Source organism: Phenylobacterium sp., from assembly GCF_031181185.1.
In the GTDB taxonomy this organism is placed as follows: Bacteria; Pseudomonadota; Alphaproteobacteria; order Caulobacterales; family Caulobacteraceae; genus Phenylobacterium.
Map to the genome: position 1 here is coordinate 20,530 of NZ_JAPSKZ010000022.1, position 11,413 is coordinate 31,942.

Below are 11,413 nucleotides of genomic sequence, written 5' to 3' on the forward strand. Positions count from 1 at the left end.
TGGCAAGGACTCCCCTGCTTTGGACCCGATCTCGCAACGGATGCTGGGCTTTGCGTTCGCCGGCGCCGACCTTCTGATGGAGATCGGGGCCGACGGGCGCATTGCGTTCGCGCTCGGCGCCGCCGAGACCCTCTCGGGCGAGGCCGAGACCGCGCTGACGGGTCGGCCCTGGCGGGAGTTCGTGGCCCGCTGCGACCACGCCATGGTCGCGGCCCTGTTCGACGGCCTGGATTCCGGCGCCCGCGCCGGGCCCATCGTCGTGGCGCTCGACACGCCTGACGGCCCGGCGAGCCGGCGGGCGAGCCTGGCCGCGCTGCGGCTGCCGCAGAACAGCGGGGCGATCTCGTGCGCACTCGCCCGTGTCGGCGGCCAGGGCGGCCAGGGCCTGCTCAGCCGCGCGGACTTCGAGGCGATGGCGTTGAAGCTGGCCGATGATCCCACCCTCGAGCTGGCGCTGGTGGAGCTGGCCGGCCTGACCGAGGCGCTGGACGGCGCGCCCGAGGACGCCCGCGACGTGCTGGCCGACCAGCTGTCGGGCGTGCTGCGCTCGCTGGCCCATCGCGGCGAGGCGGCCGCCAACCTCGGCGAGGACCGGTTCGCCCTGGTGCGCGCCAAGGGCGAGGACGCCCGCGCCCTCCAGGCGCGGCTGAAGCGGCTGATCCAGGCGCCGGTGACGCCCGGGGCCGGGACCGTGCGCATGGGCGGCGTCGAGAACCCCAAGCAGGCGATCCGCGCCCTGCGCTTCGCGCTGAACAGCTTCGTCGAGGACGGCCTGTCGGACGCCCAGCCCGAGAGCCTGTCCGCTGCGCTGGACCATGCGCTGGAGGGCGCGCTGGACGACGCCCGCGCGCTGGGCGCCACCATCCGCGACCGGCAGTTCCGCCTGACCTATCAGCCGGTGGTCCGCCTGATGGACGGCCGGGTCAGCCATCACGAGGTGCTGGTGCGCTTCGGCGAGGAGGCGAGCCCCTTCCCGACCATCCGAGCGGCCGAGGAGATGGACCTGATCGAGCCCTTGGATCTTGCGATCCTGGAAGAGGCGCTGGATGTGCTGAGGGCCCAGCCGAAGGTCTCCCTAGCGGTGAACGTCTCGGGCCGCACCATCGGCTCGGACGCCTTCGTCACGCGCGCCGTGGCGCTGCTGCAGGCCCGACCCACGGCGAAGGACCGGCTGATCCTGGAGATCACCGAAAGCGCCGCCATCGACGACCTGCCCGCCGCCGACCGGCGGCTGCAGGCCCTGCGCGCCGCCGGCTGCGAGGTGTGCCTGGACGATTTCGGGGCCGGCGCGGCGTCGCTGGCCTACCTCCAGCAACTGACCATCGACATCCTGAAGATCGACGGGCGCTACATCCGCGAGCTGCAGCACGGCGGCCGCGAGAGCACCTTCATCCGGCACCTGGTGAACATGTGCCGCGAGCTGGACGTGAAGACCCTGGCCGAGATGGTCGAGACCTCGGACGCCGAGCGGGCCGTGCGGCTGGCCGGCGTGGACTACGCCCAGGGCTGGTACTACGGCGCCGCGGCCGACGCGCCGGAGACGAAGATCCGCCCGCCCGCGATACGGCCGGCGCTGGCGCGCTGATCACGAACTCGGGAACGGGCGCCCGCTCGCCAAGCCCGCGACGGCGGGCGTAGGGTTTTCCCACCGGGCGGCGTCGGCCAGCCCATGTTCGGTCGTCGGCCGCCCCTCATCGCGCCCTGGATGCGTCGCCACGCGCAAACGTCCAGGACGCCAGCGATGCTGGGAGAACGACCATGGCAATCCAGGAAAAGGGGTCCGTTCGGGCGCTCGCGCTCGTGGGCCCCACAAGCGCCGGCAAGACCGCCCTGATGGAAGCCTTGCTGCACGCCACCGGCGCCGCCGACCGGCGCGGCGAGGTGGGCGACACCAGCCCGGAGGCCAAGGCGCGCGGGCATTCGGTGGAGCTGAACCTGGCCGGCTTCGAGTTCATGGGCGACCGCTACGTGGTCGTCGACTGCCCCGGATCCCTGGAGTTCTGCGCCGAACTGGACGCCGCCGTGCCGGCGGTGGACCTGGCGGTGGTCGTGGCCGAGCCCGACCCGGCCAAGGCCGTGCTGCTGCAGCCGACGCTGCGAGAGCTGGAGCGGCTTGGCGTGCCGCACGCCCTCTTCATCAACAAGATGGACCACGCCCGCGGCAGCTTGCAGGAGCTGCTGGACGCGCTGGCGCCGGTCTCCTCCGCGCCGCTGGTGGCCCGCCAGATCCCGACCTGGGAGGGCGAGAAGGTCTCGGGCTTCATCGACCTGGCCTTGGAGCGGTGCTTCGTCTACCGGCCCGGCGAGCCGTCGCAGCAGGTGGAGATCCCCGGCGAGCTGCGCGAGGCCGAGGCCGAGGCGCGCTTCCACATGCTGGAGCAGATCGCCGACTTCGACGACGAGCTGCCGGAACAGCTCCTGTCCGACGTGACGCCCAGCCGCGACGCGGTCTTCGCCGACCTGGTGCGGGAGATGAACGAGGGGCTGATCGTGCCGGTGTTCTTCGGCTCGGCCCAGAACGGGTTCGGCGTGCGTCGGCTCTTGAAGGCCCTGCGCCACGAGACCCCGCCATCGTTGCGGGCGGCCGAACGGATCGGGATTAGCTCGGGCGCCTATGTGCTGAAGGCGGCCTACGCCGGCCAGTCCGGCAAGATGGCCTATGCGCGGGTGTTCGGCGGCAAGCTCGCCGACGGCGCCGAGTTCGTCCTGCCCGACGGCCAGAAGCGCCGGGCCGGCGGGCTGTTCCTGGTCCAAGGCGCGGCGCTGAAGAAGATCAGCGAGGCGCCGGTGGGCGACGTCTGCGCCATCGGCAAGGTCGAGGAGGCTGTCGCCGGACAGATCCTGTCCACGACCGGCCAGCCGCAGAGCGTGGCGGCCGCGGCGCGGCCCAGGCGGCCGCTGTTCGCCGTGGCCCTGGTGGCCAAGAACCGAAACGACGACGTGCGGCTCTCCAGCGCCATCGGCAAGCTGGTCGAGGAGGACCCCGGCCTGTCGCTGACGCACGACCCCGAGACGCGCCAGATCCTGCTGGCCGGCCAGGGCGAAGGCCACGTCCGGCTGGCGCTGGAGCGGCTGAAGCGGCGGTTCGGCGTGGAGATCGACACCCAGCATCCGCGCACCGCCTATCGCGAGACGCTACGCCAGGCGGTGACCCAGCGCTCGCGGCACAAGAAGCAGTCGGGCGGCCACGGCCAGTTCGCCGACGTGACGGTGGAGGTGAAGCCCCTGCCCCGCGGCTCCGGCTTCGTCTTCCAGTCGAAGATCGTGGGCGGGGCGGTGCCCAAGCAGTGGGTCCCGGCGGTGGAGGACGGCGTGCGCGACGGCCTGGCCAAGGGGCCGCTGGGCTTCCCGGTCACCGACCTGGAGGTGACGCTGATCGACGGCCAGACCCACTCGGTGGACTCCTCCGAAATGGCGTTCCGCACCGTCGGGCGCATGGCCATCGAGGAGGCGCTGCGGGCGTCGGGCACCATCCTGCTGGAGCCGATCGAGAAGCTGGTGGTCTATTCGCCGTCGCCGGCGGCGTCGAACGTCACCTCGGCGCTCACCGCCCGGCGCGGCCAGATCCTCGGGCTGTCGCCCAGGGAGGATTGGCGCGGCTGGGAGCGGATCGAAGCCTACCTCCCGCAGAGCGAGCGGCAGGACCTGATCGCCGAGCTTCGGGGCCTGACCCAGGGCCTGGGCGCCTTCGAAGCCGACTTCGACCACATGAGCGAACTCCACGGCCGCCTCGCGGAGGAGGCCGGAAAGCTGGCGCGCGAAGGGGCGTAAGGGGCGCATCCTACCTCCCCCGCCTCGGGCGGCGGGAGGTAGGATGCGATTCATGCTCCGACTCTCGCTCACCGCCCTGCTCGTCCACGACTACGACGAGGCCATCGATTTCTACGTCGGCAAGCTCGGCTTCGAGCTGGTCGAGGACACGCCGCAGGGCGACAAGCGGTGGGTGGTGGTGCGGCCGAAGGGCTCGGACGCGGGCCTGCTGCTGGCGCGGGCGGTGGGCGAACAGGCCCGCGGCGTGGGCGACCAGGCGGCCGGCCGCGTCTTCCTGTTCCTGGAGACCGACGACTTCGACCGCGACCACGCGGCCTGGACGGCGGCGGGCGTGCGGTTCCTGGAAGCGCCGCGACGGGAGCCCTACGGGACCGTCGCGGTGTTCCAGGACCTCTATGGCAACAGATGGGACCTTATTCAGCCGGCTCGGGTTGAGCCTGCTGCTGCTCGGCCATGAGGCCGTCGTCGATCTGGGTGGCGCGCACGCTGGCGGGCCGCGCATCGCAGCGCTCGACATAGGCCTCGAACACCGGGCGCTTCTCGAGCGTGCCGAAGTTCATGCCCCACCAGAGATGGGAGGCGATGTAGAGGTCGGCGCCGGTGAAGCTGTCGCCGACGAGGTACTCCCGGCCCTTCAGCGCGCCTTCCAGGGTGTCGAGCACGTCCTGCATCGTGCCGAAGCCGACCGTCGCGCGCTGTTCCTCGTTGGGCTCGACGCCCAGGAACTTGGTGGAGACGGCCTGCTCGATCGGCCCGGCCCCGAAGAAGAGCCAGCGGTAGTAGGATCCGCGCAGCTTGCTGCCCGGCGGCGGGGCCAGGTTCGCCTGCGGGAACGCGTCGGCGAGATAGGCGATGATGGCCGCACACTCGGTAACCAGCACGCCGCCGTGCACGATGGCCGGCACCTTGCCCATCGGATTAACCGCCAGGTATTCGGGCCCGCGGTTCTCGCCCCAGGAGACCACCTTGGTGGTGTAGGGCTGGCCGATCTCCTCGAGCATCCAGCGGACGATGCGGCCGCGCGACATGGGATTGGTGTAGAAGACGAGTTCGTCGGACATCGGTGTCTCCCTTTCGGAGGGTCGCCTAACCCGGGCGCATCCTAGCCCGCGCTGCTGACAGGGTTTGTCAGCAGCGGCCGGATTCCGCGATGACGCCGGAGGTAGAGCTCGGCGGCGAGCAGGTTCGGGCCCCACGAGAGCCAGGAGACCAGGACGTAGCTCTGCATGAAGTCCATGCCGAGGACGGGACCGATCGGCAGGTAGAGGCGCAGGGTCACGGCCGCGAACGTCAGGGCGAACGAGCGGATCATCCAGCGCCGGTGCTCGTCGAAGCGGCGGGCGCGCGCGAGCCGCCAGGCCTGGACCGTCGTCCCGAGCCAGATCACGCCCAAGAGTGCGAAGCCCACCGAGGCCAGCGGACCCGCGGTGGTCGTGGGCGCAAGCACCAGCGCGGCCACGCCGCCCACGACGCAGCCGGCGGCGTAGAGGCGGCCCAGCCATCGATGCATCGCGCGGCGGCGACGGATGGCGGGCAGCAGCTGGAAGGCCCCGACCAGCAGGGCGGTCGAAGCGCCGCCGGCGTGCACGGCGATCCAAGGCCTGGCCATCAGATTGGCCATGACGTTGTCGGCCAGCAGGCCGGCGAAGACCACGTAGCGGTAGGAGAACAGCGCCACCGCCACGCTGAGGACCGCGCCCAGCGACCACAAGCTCCTGGAAATCCACGTATTCATGCTCTGCCCCTCGTTGCGAGAAGGCGCGAGCCTGCCGCGGCTGGCGCGGGACGGAAGTCGGCAAACCGCAAATGGCGCCAATTCTGCGCGAGCGGCGCCGCATGGCAGACTTCCACCGCATGCGAGTCGCACCGCCCCTCCTCCGCCGCGTCGCCGCCGAGCTGGTGCTGCTGATCTCGACGGGCCTGATCGTCAGCTTCCTGGCGCCCTTCGACTCGTCCGACCGGCCGCTGGCCTGGCGCATCGTCTACTGGGTGAGCGCGATCTTCGGCGGCGGCCTGATCGGCGTAGCGGTCGACGAGGCGGTGCGGCGGAAGGTGGCGCGGTTCTGGCTGCGGCTGGCGCTGGTCTGCCTGCTGATGACGCCGCTGGTGGCCGCGTTCGTCGTGGCGCTGGCGTCCGCCATGACGGGCGCATCCCTGAGCTCGTTCCAGCCCGCCCGGCTGCTGTTCGAGGTGCTGCTGCTGTGCGTGGCGACCATGACCCTGCGCCAGTTCGCCCTGGGCCGGGCGCCGGTCGTGGTGACGGTCGAACGCGCCGACGCGCCCGACCCGACGGCAACCTTCCGCCAACGGCTATCCGCAAAACGGCGGGCGGCGCGGCTGGTGGCCGTCGAGGCCGAGGACCACTATCTGCGCGTCCACACCAACGTCGGGACCGAGCTGGTGACGGCCAGGTTCGCCGACGCGCTCGCCGAACTGGACGGGGCGCCAGGCTTCCGCACCCACCGCTCGTGGTGGGTGGCGGCCGACGACATCGAGGACGTGCGCTGGCGGCGCGGCGCGGGCGAGGCGCGGCTGACCGGCGGGCTCTGTGTCCCCGTCAGCCGCAGCAACGCCGCGGCGCTGAAGCAGGCCGGTTGGCGCTAGGCCTGGGCCGCCGCCCAGTCGGCGATGTGCCGCTCCAGCACCGTCATGGGCATGTTGCCGTAGAGCAGCGCCGCATCGTGGAAGTCGGCGATCTGGAACTTCGGCCCCAGCTTCCGGCGGGCTTCCTCGCGGAGGCGCACCCACACCACGTGGCCGACCTTGTAGGTGTTGGCTTGGCCGGGGCTGACGAAGTAGCGCTCGACCTCGCGCTGCGAGCGGGTCGCCGGATAGCCGATGGTGTCGACCATGTACTGGGTGGCCTCGGCGCGGGTCCAGCGCTTGGCGTGGATGCCGGTGTCTACCACCAGGCGCGCGGCCCGGAAGAGCAGGGACTGCAGGTAGCCGGCGCGGGCCAGCGGGTCGTTGGCGTAGACGCCCATCTCGTCGGCGACCTGTTCGGCGTAGAGCGCCCAGCCCTCGGAATAGGCGGAGTTGCCGAAGCCGGTGCGCCGCAGGATCGGAATCGACTGGTTCTCTTGGGCGATGGCGATCTGCATGTGATGGCCCGGCGCCGCCTCGTGGTAGGTCAGCGTCGGCAGGTTGTAGCGGGGCCAGTCGGCGGTGGTCTTCAGGTTGATGTAGAAGGCGCCCGGGCGCGAGCCGTCCAGCGCCGGGGACTGGTAGTAGCCGTTGGACGCGCCGTCCTGGATGAACACCGGCACGCGGCGGACCTCGACCGGCGCCTTGGGCATGGTGCGGAAGGCCTTCGGCAGGTCCTTGTAGATGTCGGCGATCTGCTTGTTCAGGTCGGCCAGGATCTGGGCGCGCCCCTCGTCGGTGTTCGGGTAGAGCTGCTTGGGATCGTTGTTCAGGGCCGCGAGCCGGGCGCCGACCGAGCCCTGGGTCATGCCCTGGGCCTTCAGGATGGCGTCGATCTGGGCGGTGATCTCGCGCACCTGGTCGAGGCCCATCTGGTGGACCTGTTCCGGCGTGTAGTCGGTGGTGGTCGAGCTCTTCACGGCGTCGGCGTAGTAGGCCTCGCCGTCCGGCAGGGCCCAGGCGCCGGTGTCCGGACGGGCCTTGCCCTTGAGGGCTTCCATGGCGGCGATCTGGCGGTCCAGCGCCGGGAACACCTCGGCCTGGACGATCTTCTCGGCGCGCGCGGCCCAGTCCCCGGGGAGGTTTGCGGCCTGGGCCTTCTTGGCCAGCGAGGTGACGAGCACCGTCTGGGCCGCGGGCTGGTCGCGCAGGGCCTTCATCTGGCCGATGGCCAGCGGCACGGCGAACTCCGGCAGGACGGCGCCCAGGGCCACGTCATGCTTCAGCCGCTCCAGGTCCTGGTCCATCTGGCGGGCGAAGGCGCTGATGCGCGCGAGGTTGGCCTCGGCGTCGGCGGCGTTCGCCACCTTGTGCTGGCTGTCCAGGAAGTCGGGGATGTCCTGGTACGAGCCGGTGCGCTGGCTGACCACGAAGGGGCTGTAGTTGCGGCCGACGTCGCCGAACTTGTACCGATCGCCGGAATAGACCGCCCGCTCCTGCACGTAGAGGACGGTGTCGAGGTCGATCTTCGAGCCCTGCGAGAGCTTCGAACGATCGATGGCCTTCAGCTGCTTCACCCACCCGCGGGTGCGCTCTAGGCGCCGGGCCTTGGCGGCCAGGGAGTTGTCGTCGAGCTGGGCCTTCATGCCGGCCCGACGGTCCTTGTCGAGGCCCAGCGAAGTGGCGAACTCAGGGCTGTCGTCGACCAGGGTCTCGAACATGGCGTCGAGCTGGGCGCGGAGCTTGGCGTCCTCCGAGCCCTGAGCGAGCGCGGGCGTGGCGGCGGCGAGCGCGGCGCCGGCCGTGGTGGCGAGGAAGCTGCGGCGGTTGAGGTGGGCGGTCATCTGATGCGTTTCCGTTTTTTCTTCTGTCGTTCCGGCCGCGGCGACTAGGCCTTCTCGCGGGCGATGTAGAGGTCGACGACGTTCTCCAGCGCCGTCAGCGGCATCGAGCCCGACAGCAGGACGGCGTCGTGGAACTTGCGGGGGTCGTACTTGGGGCCGAGTTCCTTCTTCGCCTTCTCGCGCAGGCGCAGGATGGTCACCTTGCCCACCATGTAGCTGCAGGCCTGGCCCGGCCAGACGGAGTAGCGCTCGATCTCCTGCGCGGCGAGCGGTTCGGGGTCGCCCTCGATGGCGCGCATCTCGGCGATGGCCTTCTCGCGGCTCCAGCGCAGGTTGTGCAGGCCGGAGTCGCAGACGAGGCGGGCCGAGCGCAGCAGGGCGTCGTGGATGTAGCCCAGCTCGTTCAGCGGCTCGCCCTTGTACAGGCCCATCTCCTGGACGACCTGCTCGGAGTAGAGCGCCCAGCCCTCGGCGTAGGCGCCGAAGCCCATGACGCGGCGGATCATCGGCAGGTCGGCCTCGAGCTGCATCGAGATCTGCATGTGATGGCCGGGCAGGCCCTCGTGATAGGTGGTGGTGGGCAGGAACCAGTACGGGCTCTCGGCCGTGTCGCGCAGGTTCAGCCAGTAGACGCCCGGTCGCGAGCCATCGAGGCTGGGGCCTTCGTAATGGGTGGACGAGCCGCCCTCAGTCGCGGGCGGGATGCGGCGGATCTCCAGCGGCGCCTTCGGCAGCGTGCCGAACTGCTCGGGCAGACGGGGCGTGATCTTCTTCACCACCTCGTTGAGGTCGGCGATGATCTTGGCCTTGCCCGCGTCGGTGTTGGGATAGACGCCGGTCTTGGCTTCGTAGAGCGCGATGTAGCGCTCGCCGACCGTGCCCTTGGTGTAGCCCAGCTGCTTGAAGAGGACGTCCGCGCGGGCGGACAGTTCGGCGGTCACGTCGCGGCCCAGCTTGTGGACCTCGGCCGGGCTGATGGTCGTGGTCGTCTGCGCCTTCAGCATGTGGGCGTAATAGGCCTCGCCGTCGGGCAGCCGCCAGACGCCGGCGTCATGGGTCGCCTTGGGCTTGAGGCTTTCGAGCAGGGCCATCTGCCGGTCCAGCGCCGGGACCACCTTGCCCTCGTAGACCTTTGCGGCGGCGGCCTGCCAGTCGCCGGAGAGGCCCTTGGCCTTGGCTTTCGTGGCCAGGGAAGTGACGAGGGTCGACTTGTCCGCCGGCTGGCGCAGCACCTTCATGCCGGCGATGGCGCCGGTGAGCGCGAAGTCCGGCGGGACGACGCCCAGGCCCACGTCGCGACGCACGCGCTCGACCTCGGCGTCCATGTTGGCGGCGAAGGCCTCGAGGCGGGCGAGGTAGGCTTCCGCGTCCTCGCGGGTCTCGACCGTGTGCTGGCTGTCGAGGAAGTCGGGCACCTCCTGCCAGGACCCGCAGATCTGGGCCAGGACATAGGGGCTGTTGCTGGTCGGATAGGCGAAGCGGCGGTTGCCCTCGTCCGTGGTTTCCAGTTCGAACAGCAGGGTGTCGTAGTTCACCGCCGCCATGCCGCCGAGCCGGCGCCGGTCGATGGCCTTCAGGCGACGGAGCTGGTCGGCGGTGCGGGCCTTGCGCTTCTCGACGCCGGCAAGCGAGGCGTCGTGCAGGCGGGCCTTGGCGCCGGCGCGGGCGCCCTTGTCGAGGCCGAGGGAGGTGACGAGTTCGGGGCTGTCGTCCAGGGTCTCCTGGAAGATCTCGTCCAGCAGCTTCGTGAGCTGGGCCTCGGCGCCGGGGGCGGGCTGGCCATAGGCCCGGGTGGCGGCGAGCGCGGCGAGGCCCCCCGCAGCGATCATCAGCTGGCGTCGGTTATGCACGCACGCCTCCCCTTCGACGTCTCTCGTGCGCGAAGGCTTAGAGGCCGCAGCGCGCGTCCGGCAAGCGAAGGGGCGCGAAAGCGTGCATTAATTCCGGGTAATGCGGCATGAGCTTGCCGCCCGCCCTAGGAAAAGGCGGTCGGATCGGCTGATATGCCGGGGCTCCGACGCAAGGATTCCATCACGATGTTACGTGTCTCGCCGGCCGGACTGGCCGCCGTCCTTTCGCTGTCCCTCGCGACGGGCGCCTTCGCACAGGTGAAACCTCAGGAGGCGGACCGGACGATCCAGCAGATCCGCGCTTCGAGCGGCTTCAAGACCGCCGTGGCGACCCTGGACGCCCAGCACGAACGCATCGTGGCCGACACCATCACCCTGACCGAGATCGAGGCGCCGCCCTTCAAGGAGGAGAAGCGCGCCCGAGCCTATATGGAGATGCTGAAGGCCCACGGCCTGACCGACGTGGAGATGGACGCCGAGGGCAACGTCATGGGCCTGCGCCGCGGCGCCGGGCCGGCTGGCGGCAAGGTGGTGGTGATCGCAGCCCACCTGGACACGGTGTTCCCCGAAGGCACGAACGTGAAGGTGCGCCGCGAGGGGACGAAGCTGTTCGCGCCGGGCGTCGGCGACGACACCCATTCCCTGGCGGTGCTGCTGGGCTATGTCCGCGCGCTGGACGCGGGCAAGGTGCAGACCAAGCGCGACATCCTGTTCGTCGGCAACGTCGGCGAGGAAGGCCCGGGCGACCTGCGAGGCGTCCGCTACCTGTTCACCAAGGGCAAGTACAAGGACCGGATCGCGGCCTTCTTCTCGATGGACGGAACGGCGGCCGAGCGGGTGGTTTCGGGCGCGGTGGGCTCGCGGCGGTATCGCGTGACCTTCAACGGCCCGGGCGGCCACAGCTATGGCGCGTTCGGCATCGTCAATCCGATGGCCGCCATGGGGAACGCCGTGGTGGCGATGAACCGGATCGAGGTCCCGAAGAGCCCTCGGACCACCTATGCGACCAGCGTCGTGGGCGGCGGGACCAGCGTGAACTCGATCCCGGAGTCCATCTGGCTCGAGGTCGACATGCGTTCGGAAAGCCCGGACGAGCTCGCCAAGCTGGACGCGAAATTCAAGCAGCTGGTGCAGGAGGCGGTTGAGGCCGAGAACGCCGCGCGCTCCACCGCGCCCGGCAAGATCAGCGCCGACCTCAAGCTGATCGGCGACCGGCCGACGGGCGCCACCCGCGAGGACGCGGAGATCGTGCAGCTGACCGCCGCCGCCGTGCGCGCGGCCGGCTACCAGCCGGTGCTGGGCGCCAGCTCGACGGACTCCAACATGCCGATCAGCCTGGGCATCCCGGCGGTGACGATCGGGTCC

General features: G+C 70.6%; 9 protein-coding genes. 5 read left to right on the forward strand and 4 right to left on the reverse strand.

Annotated features, from left to right (window positions below):
• Positions 1–19 precede the first annotated feature (19 nt).
• The 3 genes from RIF93_RS04465 (at position 20) to RIF93_RS04475 (ending at position 4,228) form a co-directional block, all read left to right on the forward strand.
• Positions 20–1,585 carry an EAL domain-containing protein gene (locus RIF93_RS04465; RefSeq protein ID WP_309088847.1) on the forward strand — a complete coding sequence of 522 codons (1,566 nt, stop codon included), beginning with the start codon at positions 20–22 and terminating at the stop codon, positions 1,583–1,585.
• A gap of 173 nt (positions 1,586–1,758) precedes the next feature.
• Positions 1,759–3,771 carry an elongation factor G gene (locus RIF93_RS04470; protein WP_309088848.1) on the forward strand — a complete coding sequence of 671 codons (2,013 nt, stop codon included), beginning with the start codon at positions 1,759–1,761 and terminating at the stop codon, positions 3,769–3,771.
• Between the two features lie 52 nt (positions 3,772–3,823).
• The gene (locus RIF93_RS04475) at positions 3,824–4,228 is read left to right on the forward strand and encodes a VOC family protein (protein WP_309088850.1); all 405 of its coding nucleotides are present in this window, start codon (positions 3,824–3,826) and stop codon (positions 4,226–4,228) included.
• Here the strand turns inward: RIF93_RS04475 and RIF93_RS04480 are convergent.
• Entirely contained in the window at positions 4,185–4,832 is a 648-nt protein-coding gene (locus tag RIF93_RS04480; protein ID WP_309088852.1) for a glutathione S-transferase family protein, read from the reverse strand. The genes RIF93_RS04475 and RIF93_RS04480 overlap by 44 nt on opposite strands.
• A 41-nt stretch (positions 4,833–4,873) precedes the next feature.
• A complete protein-coding gene (locus tag RIF93_RS04485) occupies positions 4,874–5,506 on the reverse strand; it encodes a DUF2306 domain-containing protein (RefSeq protein WP_309088854.1) in 633 nt (210 codons plus the stop codon).
• 119 nt (positions 5,507–5,625) lie between these two features.
• Between RIF93_RS04485 and RIF93_RS04490 the strand changes: the two genes are divergently transcribed.
• Positions 5,626–6,375 (forward strand): LytTR family DNA-binding domain-containing protein, encoded by a 750-nt coding sequence (locus RIF93_RS04490; protein WP_309088856.1) that lies wholly within the window; start codon positions 5,626–5,628, stop codon positions 6,373–6,375.
• Here the strand turns inward: RIF93_RS04490 and RIF93_RS04495 are convergent.
• Both RIF93_RS04495 and RIF93_RS04500 read right to left on the reverse strand, forming a co-directional pair.
• A complete protein-coding gene (locus RIF93_RS04495) occupies positions 6,372–8,198 on the reverse strand; it encodes a DUF885 family protein (RefSeq protein WP_309088858.1) in 1,827 nt (608 codons plus the stop codon). The genes RIF93_RS04490 and RIF93_RS04495 overlap by 4 nt on opposite strands.
• A 44-nt stretch (positions 8,199–8,242) precedes the next feature.
• On the reverse strand, positions 8,243–10,027 hold the full coding sequence (locus tag RIF93_RS04500) for a DUF885 family protein (RefSeq protein WP_375163835.1): 1,785 nt from the start codon (positions 10,025–10,027) through the stop codon (positions 8,243–8,245).
• Positions 10,028–10,234: 207 nt separating this feature from the next.
• Here RIF93_RS04500 and RIF93_RS04505 point away from each other — a divergent pair.
• A partial coding sequence (locus RIF93_RS04505) for a M20/M25/M40 family metallo-hydrolase (protein WP_309088862.1) occupies positions 10,235–11,413 on the forward strand: 1,179 nt, incomplete at its 3' end.